Genomic DNA, 15,781 nt, shown 5'->3' with positions numbered 1-15,781 from the left:
GAGTTTGTTGTCCAGAGACGCAGAACGAGGCCGGTCGGGCGGCTCGGCTGAGCTGCCCGACCGACCTCGGCTTCGGCACTGGGTGCGACGCGACCCGACGGCGCAGCCGGGACGGGTCGGCGCTGGGGGTCAGCCCGCGAGGTGCCCCCACCGCGGCGCCAGGTCGCTCCAGGGACCGACCTCCGCGATCGCGCCGTCGTGGAGCACGACGACACGGTCCGCCCGGGCCAGCGCCGCGCGCTTCGACGTCGACCCGATCACCGTGGTCCCCCGCTCGCGCAACGACGACCAGAGCTCGATCTCCGTCGCGGCGTCGAGAGCGCTCGACACGTCGTCGGCCAGCAGCAGCTCGGCGTCGGTCGCGAGCGCCCGGGCGAGCGCGAGCCGCTGCACCTGACCGCCCGAGAGCCGGACCCCGCGATGCCCCACGAGCGCACCGTGACCGCCCGCCTCGACCACGTCCCGCTCCATGCGCGCGGCCGCGACCGGACCGGTGACCTCGCGCTCGTGCCCGAGCCGCACGTTGTCGGCGAACGTCCCCGACAGCACGCGCGGGACCTGCGCGACGTGCGCGACCTGCCCCGGACGCAGGAACGTCTGCGCGTCCTCCACGTCGGTCCCGTTCCAGCGGATGTGGCCCGTGTGCTCCATGAGCCCTGCGAGGGCTGCGAGAAGGCTCGACTTGCCCGCCCCCACCTGACCGAGGAGGAGCACGAGCTCCCCGCGCTCGATCGTCAGGTCGACGCCCTGCACGCCGATCGTGCCGTCGTCGTGCAGCGCGCTCACGCCCGCCAGCTCCAGCAGCTCGAGCGCCTGCCGCGTGCCCGGGACGGGTGTGGGGGCCTCGCCCGAGAGGAGGTCGACGCCCGGGGGCAGGTCCATGAGGTCCGCCCCGGCGGCCAGCCGGCTCGTCGCACGCTGCCACGACCGCGTGCCCGGCGCCTCGGTCACGACCGCCCCAGCGACGACACCGAACCACCCGAAGCCGTTGACCGCGTTCGCGACCAGGAGCGCCGTCGCGAGGTCCCACGTGCCCGTCAGGAGCCCGGCCCACGCGGCGACGACGCCGAGCTGGATCATGACGAGCGGTACCCCGTCGAGCGCGGCCTGCACCCGGTGCTCGAAGATCGCGGCCCGCACCCGGCCCGCGTCGACCTCGTGCAGGTGCGCGTGCACCTGCGGGGTCCGGGCCGCGAGCTTGACCGAGCGCGCCGAGTCGAGCGCCGAGACCAGAGCACGCCCGAACCTGGCGCGGGCGGCCGAGGACCGTGTGGCCGACCGGCCCGCGATCGGGCGACCGAGCGCCGACGCGGCTGCCGAGACGACCATGACCGCGAGAAGCACGGCTCCCGCGAGCCACGACCGGCTGAGCAGGGCCGTGACACCCGCGATGACGAGCCCGTTGACGAAGTCGACCCAGCGGTCGGCGTACCGCACGAAGCGGTCGGCGTCCATGGCCCGCGCCACGACCTCGCCCGGCGGCGTGGAGGTGAGCCGGTGCTGGCGCGTCTGGCCCGCCATGACGGACATGCGCACACGCAGCAGGACCTCGATCCACCACCGCGGGTAGACGTACAGGGCGCGCGCGAGGCACAGGGGCGCGACCACGAGGAGCACGACGAACGGGACGAGCAGCATGACCGGGAAGCCCTCGTCGAGCCCCTGGACGGCGTGCCCCCACAGGAAGCCCGTGACGGCCCCTTGCGCCGAGACCAGGCTCGCCACGAGGAACAGCCCGGCGCCCACGACGCCCCACGCGGGACGCACGAACAGCGCGTGCAGCACGCCGCGCGCGAGGCTGGGTCCGTCGCCCGGGTCCGCCAGGGCGGGCGGCTCACCGAGCCTGCGTCGGCCGCCGACGGCCTCCGCCGACGGGTCACCGTCGGCGAGGTCCACGGACCCGGCGGCTACCGCGGGGACCACCGCGGCACCCTCGCCCGGGCGCGCGCCCTCGCCCTCCAGGACCTGCTCGCTGCGCCTGCCGTCGACCAGCGCCGACGACGGGTGCCCGTCCTGCGCGACGCTCGCGTCGAGCAGGTCGCGGTAGGGGCCTGCGACGCGCGCGAGCGCGGCCCGGTCGCCCTGCTGGACGACGGCGCCCCGGTCGAGCACCGCGATCAGGCCTGCACGCTCGATCGTCGTCAGACGGTGCGCGACGAGCACCCCCGTGCGCCCCGCGAGCAGCCGCTCGGAGGCGGCCACGACCCGGGCCTCGGTCAGCGGGTCCATGCGCGCCGTGGCCTCGTCGAGGACGACGACCTGGACGTCGCGCACCAGGAGGCGCGCGAACGCGACGAGCTGCTCCTCCCCCGCCGACAGCGACGTCCCGCCGGGCCCGAGCAGCGTGTCGAGCCCGTCGGGCAGGCCGGCCACCCAGTCGTCGAGGCGCAGCTCGCGCACCGCATCCTCGATCGACGAGCGTGGGACGTCGGCGAACAGCGCGACGTTCTCCGCGAGCGTGCCCGCGAGGATCTCGGTCCGCTGGGTCACGACGCCGACCGCGGCGCGCAGCGCCTGCAGGTCGAGGTCGCGCACGTCGACACCTCCGAGGAACACCGAACCGTGCGGTGGCTCGACCGCCCGGGACAGCAACGACGCGAGGGTCGACTTGCCCGAACCGGTCCTGCCGACGAGAGCGACCGTCGCACCGGCGGGCACGTGCAGGCTCACGCCGTCGAGGGCGAACGTGCCCTCGGCATAGGAGAAGTGGACGTCCCGGAGCTCGATGCCGACCGGTCCGGTGGGCACGTCGCGCCCGCCGACCGGCTCGGGGGCGACCGAGAGCATCTGCCGGATGCGCGTGAGCGCCCCGAGCCCCTCCTGGATGTCGGGCAGGTGGTGGACGAGGTTGTCGGTCTGCCCCACGAACATCGAGGTGACGAGGAACAGCGTGACGAGGCGGTCGACGCCCAGCTGGCCGTCGGCGGCGAGCGCCGCACCCGAGACCGCCACGCCCGCGAGCAGCGACGCGAGCACGAGCCCGGCCCGTCGGAGCATGCGCGACTCGACCGACAGCACGGCCTCGAAGCGGCGGTGGACCTGCGCCGACCGTTCGGCGAGCCGCCGCACCGCGAACGACTGGCCCAGGCTCGTGCGCAGGTCGTCGCGCGCGGCCACGGCCTCCTCGAACACGGCCGCGTGGTCCGTCCAGGCCGCCTCCTCGATCACCTTCCGGCGGGCGATCTCCCCGAGCATAGGACGCACGATGAGCCCGGCGACCAGGCCGAGCACGGGGAACAGGATCCACGCGGGCCACCAGGTCAGACCGGCCACGACCCACATGGGGATCACGCCGACGAGCGTGCGTCCCGCGCCCCAGGCCTGTCGGCGCACGAGCGTGCCGACAGCGTGGGTGTCGTCGTCGACGCGGTCCAGCACCTCGCCGACGGCCTGCTCGGTGAGCGTGGCCAGGGGCTGGTGCAGGGCTGCGGAGAGCAGGTCGCCGCGCAGGCGCCCCTCGGCCCGGTCGACGACCCCGGCCCAGACGACCTGCCCGACCGTGTCGAGCAGCGCTGCGCTCACGATGCACGCGGCGAGGAGCTGGAGCGTCGCCGTCGTCGGGTCGGCCGCGAGCCAGCCCGCGACGACCGTGCCGTACGCGGCGCCGACCGCACCGATCGTGAGCGCGACGAGCGCGACCACGGCCTGCGGACCGCGCAGCCGCCGCCAGTCGAGGCGGCGCGCCGGGTCCGTCGAGGTCGCGGTCAGGGAGGAGGGGGCATGGTCTGGGCCGGTCGGAGAGCCGGTGGGTGCATCGGTCATGGCCCGTCGATCCTATGGCGGGCCTCCGACGCGCACGCAGGGATTTTCCGCCGCCGAGATCGTCCGGACCGGGTGCCGGAGCCGAGGGTCGTCAGGCGACCGTGTCGGCCTGCCTGACGAACCTCGGGTCCGACCCCCGGGACGACGTCAGATCAGACCGAGTCCCCGCACCGCGTCGCGCTCCTCGACGAGCTCCGCGACCGAGGCGTCGATGCGCTCGCGCGAGAAGTCCGAGATCTCCAGGCCCTGGACGATCTCCCACGTCCCGCCGTGCGAGACCACGGGGAACGAGGCCATGAGGCCCTCGGGGACGCCGTACGACCCGTCCGACACGATGCCCGCGCTCGTCCAGTCGCCCTCGGGCGTGCCGTTGACCCAGTCGAAGACGTGGTCGATCGCGGCGTTCGCGGCCGACGCGGCCGACGAGGCGCCGCGTGCGTCGATGATCGCCGCGCCGCGCTTGGCGACGGTCGGGATGAACTCGCCCGTGAGCCAGGCCGAGTCCGCGGCGAGCTCGGCGCCCGGGCGGCCGGCGACGTCGGCGTGGAAGATGTCCGGGTACTGGGTGGCCGAGTGGTTGCCCCAGATGCTGACCTTGCGGACCTCGGAGACGGGCACGCCCGCGCGCTTGGCGACCTGCGTCAGCGCCCGGTTGTGGTCGAGGCGCGTCATGGCCGTGAAGCGGTCCTTCGGCACGTCGGGCGCGTTCGACGCGGCGATGAGCGCGTTGGTGTTCGCCGGGTTCCCGACGACGAGCACGCGGATGTCGTCGGCCGCACCGGCGTTGATCGCCTCGCCCTGCGGCTTGAAGATTCCGCCGTTGGCCTCGAGGAGGTCACCGCGCTCCATGCCCGGACCGCGGGGGCGTGCCCCGACGAGCAGGCCGACGTTGGCCCCCTCGAACCCGGCGCGCGGGTCGTCGAAGATGTCGATGCCCGCCAGCAGCGGAAAGGCACAGTCGTCGAGCTCCATCGCGGTGCCTTCCGCCGCCTTCACCCCCTGGGGGATCTCGAGCAGTCGCAGGCGGACGGGCACGTCCGGTCCGAGGAGCTGACCTGCGGCGATGCGGAACAGCAGGGCGTAACCGATCTGACCGGCGGCTCCGGTCACGGTCACGTTCACGGGAGTTGTCATGGCCACACTCTGTCACAACGCCCCGGCGCTCCCCAGGGGTACTCGCGAACCTCGCCCGTGGGGCGTCGGTCACACCCGCGGGCGCCGCACGCACCCCGCACGCGGGGCCGCGCCGGGCCGTACGCGCGGCCCCGTCCCCCACCCCCGGGAACGCCCGACGGCGCCGCTCACCCCGGGTGGTGCGCGGCGCCGTCGGTGCGGAGAAGGGGGTCAGGCAGCCAGGCGGGCGGCCAGGTTCTCGTCGAGCGCCGCGAGGAAGTCCTCGGTCGTCAGCCACTCCTGCTCCGGGCCGACCAGGAGCGCGAGGTCCTTGGTCATCTTGCCGGACTCGACCGTCTTGATGACGACGTCCTCGAGCGTCTCGGCGAACGCCGTGACCTCGGGGGTGCCGTCGATCTTGCCGCGGTGCATGAGGCCACGGGTCCAGGCGAAGATCGACGCGATCGGGTTGGTCGACGTCGGCTTGCCCTGCTGGTGCTGGCGGTAGTGACGCGTCACGGTGCCGTGCGCTGCCTCGGCCTCGACGGTCTTGCCGTCCGGGGTCATGAGGACCGACGTCATGAGGCCGAGCGAGCCGAAGCCCTGCGCGACGGTGTCGGACTGGACGTCGCCGTCGTAGTTCTTGCAGGCCCAGACGTAGCCGCCCTCCCACTTCATGGCCGAGGCGACCATGTCGTCGATGAGGCGGTGCTCGTAGGTGAGGCCGGCAGCCTCGAACTGGTCCTTGAACTCGGCGTCGAAGACCTCCTGGAACAGGTCCTTGAACTGGCCGTCGTAGGCCTTGAGGATCGTGTTCTTGGTCGACAGGTACACCGGGTAGTTCCGCTGCAGGCCGTACGCGAACGAGGCGCGCGCGAAGTCCTTGATGGACTCGTTGAAGTTGTACATGCCCATGGCCACGCCACCGTCGTCGCCGTACGTGACGACCGTCTGCTTGATCTCTTCCGAGCCGTCGGCAGGCGTGTAGGTGAGCGTCAGGGTGCCGGCACCGGGGACCTTGAAGTTGGTCGCCTTGTACTGGTCGCCGTGGGCGTGACGGCCGATGATGATCGGCTTGTTCCAGCCCGGCACCAGGCGCGGGATGTTGGAGATGATGATGGGCTCGCGGAAGACGACGCCACCGAGGATGTTGCGGATGGTCCCGTTCGGGGAGACCCACATCTTCTTCAGGCCGAACTCCTCGACGCGTGCCTCGTCGGGGGTGATGGTCGCGCACTTGACGCCCACGTTGTACTGCTTGATCGCGTTCGCCGCGTCGATCGTCACCTGGTCGTCGGTGGCGTCGCGGTTCTCGATCGACAGGTCGTAGTACTTGAGGTCGATGTCGAGGTAGGGGTAGATGAGGCGGTCCTTGATGAACTGCCAGATGATGCGCGTCATCTCGTCACCGTCGAGCTCGACGACCGGGTTGACGACCTTGATCTTGCCCATGCGGGGGTAACTCCAACTCTGCGAGGGGAACCTGCGGCCGCCCGGGGGCTACCGGCGAGTGCCGGAACTCGCGCGCGCGAACCGTTGATGCTGACCGCCGCCCAGGGTACTCGACTTCTCGACATCAAGATACTTTCCGTCCGGTCCGGGCCGCAGGCACCCCCGGCCCGACGACGCCCCCCACCCCACGCGCCCGCCCCGCCCCTCTGGCGCGGTCGCGCTCGCGGAGTGAGACTGGTCACGAACTGATCAGCGAACTCCCAGACATCGGTGGCAGGATGCCTCCGAGATGCCGGTTCTGCACCGACCTCGCATGTTCATCCCGAACGTCCGGCCTTCCCGGACCACACACAGACACCAGACAGGAACACCATGTCCCAGGACACTTCAGCACCTGACGCAGTCGTCGTCGACGAGACGACCGTCGTGGTCGGGCCGAGCCTGCTCGCCCGGCTCGGCGCCGAAGCCTTCGGCACGTTCTTCCTCGTCCTCGCGATCCTCGGCGCAGCGCTCTACAGCGTCGGCGGCCTCGGCACGGGCACGATCGGCGTCGCTCTCGCCGGCGGCATCGCGCTCCTCGGAGGGATCGCCGCGGTCGGGCACGTCTCCGGCGGACACTTCAACCCGGCCGTGACGCTCGGCGCGGCCATCGGCGGCCGCACCGCCTGGGCCGACGTCCTCCCCTACTGGCTCGCCCAGCTCGTCGGTGGTGTCATCGCCTCCGCCGTGCTCTTCGCGACCATCCCCGCCTCCGCGCTCCCCGTGCTCCAGCAGAGCGGCCTGATCGCCGACGCGACTCAGCAGGCCTTCCTCTCCGCGACCGCCAACGGCTTCGGCGAGCACTCGCCGCTCGCGACCGCGACGAACGGCGCCTTCTCGTTCAGCGTCTGGTCCGCCCTCATCATCGAGATCGTCGCGGCCGCCATCTTCGTCGGCGTGATCCTCGGCGTCACGGACAAGCGCTCGAACTCCAAGCTCGCGCCCGTCGCGATCGGCCTGACCCTCACGGTGCTGCTGATCGTCGTCGCGCCGTTCACGAACGCCGGGCTCAACCCCGCCCGCTCGTTCGCCGCCGCGGTCTTCGCCGGTGGATGGACCTGGAGCCAGCTCTGGCTCTTCATCGTCGCGCCGCTCGCGGGCGCCGCGATCGCCGCCCTGTTCTACCGTGCGTTCGCCTTCGCTCCCGTCCAGGACGACCTCCTGGCCGAGGACGAGGTCTTCGTGGTCGACGAGGCCGCGGTCGTGTCCGAGGGCACGGGGGCTGCGGGCGCCACCGCCACTGCCGGCGCAGCGACGGCCGCCGCGGTCGCCGAGGAGGCGGCGACCCCCGCCGCAGAGGTTCCGACCGCCGTCGAGACGGTCGAGGTGACCGAGACGGTCGAGGTCGTCGAGGCTGCCGAGCCCGCAGAGGCGGACACCACCGGACCCGACGCGTCGGACGCTCAGCCGACGGACGGCACGGCCCCCAAGGCCTGACGCCGCCGCTCCACCAGGACGACGAGGCCCGGTCCGCTGCTGCGGACCGGGCCTCGTGCTGTCCGGGTTCGGACGAGCCCGTCCGGGCTCGTCCGGGCTCAGGCCGATGGCTGACGAGCCGTCAGATGTTGGGGACCGTGACGGCGAGCGTGCCCATCGCACCGGCCAAGGCGAGGTACATGATGACATCGGTCCACCGGGTGCGGACCGTGAGCCCCACGGGTCCCGGACCCGGCAGGAAGGCGCGGACACCCGCCCCGACGACGAGGATCCCGACGAGGACCAGCACCCCCGCGCGCGCGCCGACGACCAACGTCACCGCGACCGCGAGCAGGACCCCGGCGAAGACGAGCCACATCGCGAGGTTGCTCTGCGGGGCGGGCACGACCACCGTGGCGGGTCGGTCGAGCGACTCGGTCCCGCCGTCGCCACCGGAGACGCGCGGGATCCCGGAGGGCGGGGCGACAGGCGCGAGCGGATCCCCGGACGCCGCGTGACCCTCTGCAGCGCCCCCGGTCTCCGACGCACCGTCGAGCCGGTGCCACGAGGGCGGCGGCGGCGGTCGATGCTGCGTCGGGGTGCCGTTGTACGGACCGCGCCCGGGCGCGGTGACGTCGCTCACGCTTCCCACCAGTTCACGGGTCCGAGCCTACCGCCGACTACCGTAGGGACCGTGCCCTCACCAGTCACCACTGCTGTCCTGCCGCACTCGCGGCGCCCTGCGGCCGGGTCGGTCGTCGTCGTGGGCGCGGGCCTCGCCGGCGCCCAGACCGTGGCGGCCCTGCGGGCGCACGGCTTCACGGGTCGCGTGACGATCCTCGGGGCGGAGGGGGTGCCGCCCTACGACCGTCCGCCGCTGTCGAAGGAGCTGCTCACGCGCCCGGGCCCGGCCTGGCTGACCGAGGAGATCGGGGTCGACGTCACCGTCCTGGCCGACGAGGCGCTGCTCGACGACCCTGCGGTCGACCTCGAGCCCGGCACCGGGTCCGTCACGGTCACGACCAGGTCGGGCCGACGCGTCACGGCCGACGTCGCTGTCCTCGCCCTGGGCTCCGAGCCGGTGCGCCCGCCCGGCTGGGAGGCCGCGCTCACCCTGCACACCGCCGACGACGCCGCCCACCTGCGCGAGCGCCTCACCCCCGGGACGCGCCTCGTCTCGATCGGCGCGGGCTGGATCGGTGCGGAGATCGCCGGGGTCGCCTCGCGAGCAGGGTGCGAGGTCACCGTGCTCGAGGCCGCGCAGACGCCGCTCGAGCGTCAGCTCGGTGCGGAGGTCGGCGGTCACCTGGCCCGCTGGTACGCCGACGCCGGCGCACACCTGCTCACCGGCGCCCAGGTCACCGAGGTGGGCGCCCGGTCCGTGGTGCTCGCGGACGGGCGCACGATCGAGGGCGACCTCGTCCTGGCAGCGGTGGGCGCCAGGCCCGCGACCGCGTGGCTCAAGGGCACGCTCCCCCTCGACCCGCGCGGCTCGATCCGGGTCAACAGCGCAGGGCGCGTGGCTCCCCCGACCGTCGCGGCGCCGTCGGGCACCTCGGGGCACCTGCCCCTCAAGGCGCTCCGCCGCCTGTACGCCGTGGGAGACTGCGCCACGCGCGACAACGCGGTGTTCGGGCCTGTGCCCGGCGGGCACTGGTCCGCGGCGCTGCACGACCCCGAGCCGACCGTGCGGGCCATCCTCGGCATCGACGAGATGCCCGCCGAGCCGCAGCCCGTGCGCGAGCTGCTGGGGCTGGCACCGGTCCCCCAGCACGCGCCGTACGTGTTCTCGCAGCAGCTCGGGCACGACATCGCGCTGTTCGGCACGCCCTCGCCGTTCCACGAGGTGGTCTACCGCGGCGACCCGAGCGGTGGGGCCACCGGTCACGAGGGGTGGACCGCGCTGTACCTCGAGACGGTCGCGGGGGCGCACCGCACCAACGCCGAGGGGCACCGGCTCGCGACCGTGCGCGCGATCCTCGTGGTCGACGCGCCGCGCGAGGTGGGTCAGGTGCGCAAGCTCATGAACCGCGACGTGGCGCTGCACGTGGACGTCGAGATCGCGACGGACCCCGGCCGCAGGCTGCGCGACGCGGTGGTCTGAGGCGCCCCGCTGCCGATTCCCGCTCCCCAGCCCCGCTGCCGAGCATGCGGTGGGGGGGGGGGGGGGGGGGGGGGGGGGGGGGGGGCCGCGGCGGGGGGGGGGGGGGCGGCCCCCCCCCCCCGCGCCCCCGCCGGGGGGGGCGCCGGGCGCGGGCCCCCCCCCCCCCCCCCGACCGCATGGTCGATCGGCGGCAACCGCATGCTCGGCCCCGGCCAGGCGCCGACCCGCGGGCCCTGCGGACGTGCCGGCCCTGCCGACGGGTCAGTGCGCGAAGTGGCGCGTGCCCGTCAGGTACAGCGTGACACCGGCGGCCTGCGCGGCCGCGACGACCTCGTCGTCACGGACCGACCCACCGGGCTGCACGACGGCCTTGACACCCGCGTCGAGCAGGACCTGCAGGCCGTCCGCGAAGGGGAAGAACGCGTCGGACGCGGCGACCGAGCCGCGTGCGCGCTCCTCGCCCTCGGCGCCGAGGGTGTTGGCGCGCTCGACCGACAGACGGCACGAGTCGACGCGGTTGACCTGGCCCATGCCGATGCCGACCGCGGCCCCGCCCTTGGCGAGCAGGATCGCGTTCGACTTCGCGGCGCGCACGGCCCGCCAGGCGAACTCGAGGTCCGCGAGCGTCTCGGCGTCCGCGGCCTCGCCCGTCGCGAGGGTCCAGGACTCGGGGCTGTCGCCGCCGGTCTCGGACGCGGCGTCGATGCGGTCGACCTGCTGCATGAGCAGACCACCCGAGATGGGCCGGATCTCGACGCCCGCGCTCGGGGCGCCGTCGACCTGGAGCAGGCGGACGTTCTTCTTGCGCGAGAGGATCTCGAGCGCCTCGGGCTCGTAGCCCGGGGCCACGACGACCTCGGTGAACACGCCCGCGATCTGCTCGGCGGCGGCCGCGCTGACCACCGCGTTGGTCGCGATGACCCCGCCGTACGCGGACACCGGGTCGGTCGCGTGGGCCTTGGCGTGCGCGTCGGCCACGTCGGCGCCGACCGCGACGCCGCACGGGTTGGCGTGCTTGATGATCGCGACCGTCGGGGCGTCACCGTGGTCGTGCGCGGCACGCCACGCGGCGTCGGCGTCGACGTAGTTGTTGTAGCTCATGGCCTTGCCGTGGAGCTGGGTCGCCTGCGCGAGGCCCGTCGCGCCGTGGCCGTTGGTGTAGAGCGCCGCGCGCTGGTGCGGGTTCTCGCCGTAGCGCAGCACGTCGGACCGGTCCCAGGTGGCGCCGACCCACGCGGGGAAGCCGGTGTGGACGGTCTCGCCGTCGACCTCCGCGGCGTCCGTGGGCGCGACGACGCTGCTCATCCAGGACGCGACTGCGACGTCGTAGGTCGCGGTGTGCACGAACGCCTGCGCCGCGAGCGCCTTGCGCTGGGCGTAGGTGAAGCCACCGGCCTGGACGGCGGCGACCACGTCGCCGTACGCGACCGGGTCGACGACGACGGCCACGCTCGGGTGGTTCTTCGCCGCGGCACGGACCATCGAGGGGCCGCCGATGTCGATCTGCTCGATCACCGCGTCCGGTCCGGCGCCTGACGCAACCGTGTCCGCGAACGGGTACAGGTTGACGACCACGAGCTCGAACGGCTGCACGCCGAGCTGAGCGAGCTGGTCGAGGTGGTCCTGCTTGCGCGTGTCCGCGAGGATCCCGGCGTGCACGCGCGGGTGCAGCGTCTTGACGCGACCCTCGAGGCACTCGGGGAAGCCCGTGAGGTCCTCGACCTTGGTCACGGGGACACCGGCTGCGGCGATCGTGGACGCGGTCGAGCCGGTCGAGACGAGCTCGACGCCCGTGGCGTGCAGGGCCGTGGCGAGCTCGACGAGGCCGGTCTTGTCGTAGACGCTCAGCAGTGCGCGGCGCACGGGGCGCTGGGCGTCGTCGGCGATCTGGACAGCGCCGGTGGCGGGGGCGGCGGGCGAGGTTGCGGACATCGAGGGGCTCCTGTGGGTCGTCAGCGGGTCGCGGGAAGATACCGGTCACCCAGGCGCCCAGGCGGACGACGCACCAACAGGTCGTTCGGACGCTCCCCGGTGGTCGTTCCCACCCTCGCCAGTCGCGGCCGCCTCCGATCCTACCGCGCCCCGGGGTGGGCGGTCCGGGGCGCGGCAGCCCGACGGCGGGCCGTCGTCAGGCGACGACGTCCGAGGCCAGCAGCTCGTCGAGGCGGTCGTAGCCCTCGCTCATGCCGTCGGCCATGCCCGAGCCGACCATGGCGTCGCGGGACTCGACCGACTGGTGGACCGAGCGCGTGACGATCCTGGTCCCGCCGCCCGGCAGGTCCTCGAACGTGACCTCGTCGAGGCTCACGTGCCCGGGGGCACCTGCGAACTCGAAGGTCTGGACGGCCCGGGTGTCCGGCACGACCGAGTGGAACGTGCCGAAGAACCCGTACTCCTCCTCGCCCGCGCGGTGCGCGTAGGCCCACGAGCCGCCCGTGCGGGCGTCCCAGTGGTCGAGGACCATCTCGTAGCGACGGGGACCGAGCCACTGCGTGACGAGCGTGGGGTCGGTGAAGGCCCGGAACACGAGGGGCCGCGGGGCGTCGACGTCGCGCACGACCTCGATGAAGGGCGTCCCCGGAGGGGCCGTGACGGTCGTGGGGTGCGTGTGGCTCATGACTGCTCCTTCGATGGGTCCGACGACGGTGCCTGGAGCCGCCCGAGGAGGGCGTCGAGCCGGCGGTACTGCCGCTCCGCGGTGAGCCGGTACTCGTCGATCCACGCCGTGAGCCGTTCGAGCGCGCCGGGGTCGAGGTGGCAGGGTCGTCGTTGGCCGTCCCGGCTACGGGTGATGAGGCCCGCGGTCTCGAGGACCTGGATGTGCCGGGAGACGGCCTGCTTCGTGATGGGGAAGGGTGCGGCGAGCTCGTTGACCGTGGCCGGCCCCCTGGACAGCGTGGCGACGATGCTCCGGCGGACCGGGTCGGCCAGCGCGAGGAACGCGCGGTCGAGGTCGTCGGTGCCTGACTCGTCGTGCGGGTCGTCCAGGAGGGTCATGTCGGCCTGCTCGTCGTGATCAACAGTTATGTTGATCAACATACTCATTGAGTATGCGCTCGGTCAAGAGGTCGGGGCAGCCGGTCTGCCGCGAGACGGCACGTCAGCCCAGCAGCGCCCGGCGGCCCTCGACCCGCAGCCCCTCGCGCGCCGCACGGCCGACCGTCTCGACCAGCAGCGCCCGCTCGGCGACCTTGATGCGCTCGTGCAGCGCCTGCTCGTCGTCGGAGTCCTCGACGACCACCGTCGCCTGGGCGATGATCGGCCCGGTGTCCACGCCGTTGTCGACCACGTGGACCGTGCACCCCGTGACCTTGACGCCGTACGCGAGCGCGTCGCGGACCCCGTGCGCGCCCGGGAAGGACGGCAGCAGCGCCGGGTGCGTGTTGATCGTCCGGCCCGCGAACCGGTCCACGAACGTGGGGCTCAGGATGCGCATGAAGCCCGCGAGGACCACGAGGTCGGGCGAGAAGACGGCCACGGCCTCCGCGACGCCGTCGTTCCACGCATCGCGGTCCGCGAAGTCGCCCGGTGCGACGACGACCGACGCGACCCCCGCCTCGCGCGCCAGGTCGAGCGCGCCCGCGCCCGGCTTGTCCGTGACGACACCCACGACCCGCGCCCCGTAGGCGGGGTCCTCGTGCGCCGCGAGCAGCGCCGCGAGGTTGCTGCCCGCCCCCGAGACCAGGACGACGACCCGCGCCGCGCTCGTCGTGTCGATGGGCTGACCGGAAGGTGTGCGCACGGTGCTCCTCGGAGGCGTCGGCAGTGGTGGAGAATGGGGGAGAAAAGCCAGGTACCACCCTAGTCCGCGCCGGACAGGTGCCGGTCTGCTCCCCCGCCCCCGGGCGGAGAGCTCCCGCCGGTCCGCCCGTCGCCACCCGCGAAGCACCGAGGAGCTGCCCATGGGCAACCCGTACGCGCCCCCACGTCCCGGCGCCCAGAAGCCGACCGACGAGGCGCGGAAGCCCACCCCTCCCCCGGTGCAGGGGCCTCCTGCTCCCCCGCCCACGACGTCCCGCCCGGTCAGGTCCGCCCAGGCCGCCCCGGCGGCGGTCCTCCCGCGCCGGGCGAGCCTCCCGTGCCCGTCGACCCCGACACGCTGCGCGCGACCACGCGACAGGTGCTGCACTTCGGGCTGCTCATGCTCGTCACGCTCGTCACGAGCTCGCTCGCGTTCCCGTGGCGGGTCTCGAGCCTCTTCTTCGCGGCCGTGACCATCGTGTTCGGGGTCCGCGCGATGCGTGCGGTGTGGCGCGCCCGCCTGGGCGGCGCGCTGCTGCCCGCGGTGGCCGTCGGCCTGGGCCTGACCGCGACCATGTCGCTGTCGATGCTCGGCGGCCTCGCGATGTGGGACGTCGAGCTCGACAACCAGCAGTGCCTCGACGGCGCCATCACGGTCGCCGCGCAGCAGGAGTGCGCCGTGCAGTACGAGCAGGCGCGCGAGGAGTGGACCAAGGACCGGCTGGGGCGCTAGGCCCGGCCCGCGCCCGGGACCGGTCTCCGCCCCTGGCGAGGTCAGCCGACGGGCGCGGTGCCGTCGGGCGCGGCTGCGTCGTCGGGCGCGGTGTCGTCGTGACGGTGCCGCACCCGTTCGGTGACGGCGGCCTTGCCCCACGCCAGGGCGAGCGCCGCGCCTCCTGCGATCTCCGCGGCGACGACACCCCCGGCGAGCAGCGGTGGCGCGCCCACCTGGGCCATGCGCCCGGGACCGACGGCGCCACCCGCCAGGACCTGCAGCACCACCACGAGCAGTCCCGCGGTCAGGGCGACGCCCACGAGCGCGAGACCGAGGTCCGTCCAGCGGGCGTCGTGCCGCCCGCACCGGCGCCACACGAACACCCCTGCCACGATGCCCATGACGACGACGAGCACCGGGGCGAACGAGGCGAGGACCGTCGTCCACTCGGGTCCTGGCAGGGCCCCGAGGATCGGGACGGCGGGCAGCGCGCCGGGCTCGGAGGCGCTCGTCGTGAAGCTGCTCCCCTCGCCCACGACGAAGCCGGGGCCGGCGATCCAGGAGCTCACCCAGAGCACCAGGTTCGGGACGACCGCGAGCTGCGAGACGGCCAGGATCAGTCCCCCGAGCAGGCCCGGCGCGAGACCGACGACGATGTCCCCCGACGTCGCCCGACCGGCGACGACCCAGGCGCCGACGACGATGCTCGACGTCCCGATCAGCAGGGCCAGGCCCAGCAGGCCCGCGCGGGCACCGAGCCGCACGACGGGCGGGACGTACGGGTCGAGGAGCGCGGTCAGGTCGGCGATCCTCGGGGCGTCGGGACGCGACAGGATCCCGGCACCGAGGCCGATCCCCGCGACGACCGCACCACCCAGCAGCGCGAACAGGACGTCCCACCCCGGTGCAGATCCCGCGAGCAGAGCGATCACGAGCGTGGCGACGGCGTAGACCCCGACCCCGACGGCCCACGCCGACGTCGCGGTGTGCGCGGAGCGGCGGGCAGACGCGAAGCACGTGAAGGCGACGAGGAACGTGAGCCCGAGCGGCACCACCGTGATCGAGGTGCCTGCGGCCGCGAGCGGGACCCCGTGCGCCAGGAGCCAGAACCCGGCGGCGACCGACACCGACTGCCCCCAGCCCCCGGCGTCGCCGTCGCCCGGCCCCGCGGAGGACGCGAGGAACGCCGCGACGGCCGGCAGGATCACCACGGCCAGCGAGAGGGCGAGCGCCTGGAGCGCGGCGACCACGCCGGAGATCCAGCGCCGAGGGGCTTCGAGGGGACGGCGAGGACCGCGGGCGGGCTCCTCGACCGTGCGGGGTGCCCGTCGCCCGGCGACGGACTGGGTGGGCGTGGTCATGGTCTCCATCGTCGTCGATCGGTCGGCCCTGGCGGTGCAGGTCGGGCGGCGCGCCCGCGATCGGCGCACCTGGCCCGG

At 73.8% G+C, this 15,781-nt stretch carries 12 protein-coding genes and 1 riboswitch; of the genes, 3 read left to right on the top strand and 9 right to left on the bottom strand.

The features are described from left to right. Nucleotides 1-129: 129 nt before the first annotated feature. The 3 genes from WFH32_RS00160 to WFH32_RS00150 all read right to left on the bottom strand — a co-directional run bounded on the left by WFH32_RS00160 (nt 130) and on the right by WFH32_RS00150 (nt 6,327). Nucleotides 130-3,762 carry an ABC transporter ATP-binding protein gene (locus tag WFH32_RS00160; protein ID WP_336705870.1) on the bottom strand — a complete coding sequence of 1,211 codons (3,633 nt, stop codon included), beginning with the start codon at nt 3,760-3,762 and terminating at the stop codon, nt 130-132. Nucleotides 3,763-3,909: 147 nt separating this feature from the next. After that, the gene (locus WFH32_RS00155) at nt 3,910-4,896 is read right to left on the bottom strand and encodes a malate dehydrogenase (RefSeq protein ID WP_336705869.1); all 987 of its coding nucleotides are present in this window, start codon (nt 4,894-4,896) and stop codon (nt 3,910-3,912) included. Nucleotides 4,897-5,106: 210 nt separating this feature from the next. Next, nucleotides 5,107-6,327, bottom strand: coding sequence for an NADP-dependent isocitrate dehydrogenase (locus WFH32_RS00150; RefSeq protein WP_191795760.1), 1,221 nt, complete (start codon nt 6,325-6,327; stop codon nt 5,107-5,109). Between the two features lie 372 nt (nt 6,328-6,699). On the opposite strand from WFH32_RS00150, the gene WFH32_RS00145 reads away from it, so the two are divergent. Then, entirely contained in the window at nt 6,700-7,803 is a 1,104-nt protein-coding gene (locus WFH32_RS00145) for an aquaporin (protein ID WP_191795761.1), read from the top strand. A gap of 121 nt (nt 7,804-7,924) precedes the next feature. Here WFH32_RS00145 and WFH32_RS00140 read toward each other — a convergent pair whose 3' ends face one another. After that, entirely contained in the window at nt 7,925-8,425 is a 501-nt protein-coding gene (locus WFH32_RS00140) for a DUF3017 domain-containing protein (RefSeq protein ID WP_336705868.1), read from the bottom strand. 51 nt (nt 8,426-8,476) lie between these two features. Between WFH32_RS00140 and WFH32_RS00135 the strand changes: the two genes are divergently transcribed. Further along, nucleotides 8,477-9,886 carry an NAD(P)/FAD-dependent oxidoreductase gene (locus WFH32_RS00135; protein ID WP_318244040.1) on the top strand — a complete coding sequence of 470 codons (1,410 nt, stop codon included), beginning with the start codon at nt 8,477-8,479 and terminating at the stop codon, nt 9,884-9,886. 261 nt (nt 9,887-10,147) lie between these two features. Here WFH32_RS00135 and purH read toward each other — a convergent pair whose 3' ends face one another. The 4 genes from purH to purN all read right to left on the bottom strand — a co-directional run bounded on the left by purH (nt 10,148) and on the right by purN (nt 13,628). Further along, nucleotides 10,148-11,818, bottom strand: coding sequence for a bifunctional phosphoribosylaminoimidazolecarboxamide formyltransferase/IMP cyclohydrolase (gene purH / locus WFH32_RS00130; protein ID WP_191795764.1), 1,671 nt, complete (start codon nt 11,816-11,818; stop codon nt 10,148-10,150). Between the two features lie 48 nt (nt 11,819-11,866). Beyond that, nucleotides 11,867-11,954: riboswitch (ZMP/ZTP riboswitch) on the bottom strand. A gap of 60 nt (nt 11,955-12,014) precedes the next feature. Beyond that, nucleotides 12,015-12,503 carry an SRPBCC family protein gene (locus tag WFH32_RS00125; RefSeq protein ID WP_336705867.1) on the bottom strand — a complete coding sequence of 163 codons (489 nt, stop codon included), beginning with the start codon at nt 12,501-12,503 and terminating at the stop codon, nt 12,015-12,017. Beyond that, nucleotides 12,500-12,883 (bottom strand): ArsR/SmtB family transcription factor, encoded by a 384-nt coding sequence (locus WFH32_RS00120; protein ID WP_336706164.1) that lies wholly within the window; start codon nt 12,881-12,883, stop codon nt 12,500-12,502. Before WFH32_RS00120 ends, WFH32_RS00125 begins: the two co-directional genes overlap by 4 nt. 103 nt (nt 12,884-12,986) lie before the next feature. Continuing rightward, nucleotides 12,987-13,628 (bottom strand): phosphoribosylglycinamide formyltransferase, encoded by a 642-nt coding sequence (gene purN, locus WFH32_RS00115; RefSeq protein ID WP_191795766.1) that lies wholly within the window; start codon nt 13,626-13,628, stop codon nt 12,987-12,989. A gap of 336 nt (nt 13,629-13,964) precedes the next feature. Here purN and WFH32_RS00110 point away from each other — a divergent pair, with 336 nt between their 5' ends. Continuing rightward, nucleotides 13,965-14,360 carry a hypothetical protein gene (locus tag WFH32_RS00110; RefSeq protein WP_336705866.1) on the top strand — a complete coding sequence of 132 codons (396 nt, stop codon included), beginning with the start codon at nt 13,965-13,967 and terminating at the stop codon, nt 14,358-14,360. A 41-nt stretch (nt 14,361-14,401) separates the two neighbouring features. On the opposite strand, the gene WFH32_RS00105 is transcribed toward WFH32_RS00110, so the two are convergent. Then, nucleotides 14,402-15,703 carry a cell division protein PerM gene (locus WFH32_RS00105; RefSeq protein ID WP_191795768.1) on the bottom strand — a complete coding sequence of 434 codons (1,302 nt, stop codon included), beginning with the start codon at nt 15,701-15,703 and terminating at the stop codon, nt 14,402-14,404. Nucleotides 15,704-15,781: the final 78 nt, after the last annotated feature.

Source organism: Oerskovia sp. USHLN155, assembly GCF_037145535.1.
Lineage (GTDB): Bacteria > Actinomycetota > Actinomycetes > Actinomycetales > Cellulomonadaceae > Oerskovia > Oerskovia rustica.
Note: the sequence above shows the minus strand (reverse complement) of the source record. Positions and strands in the feature narration are given on the sequence as shown.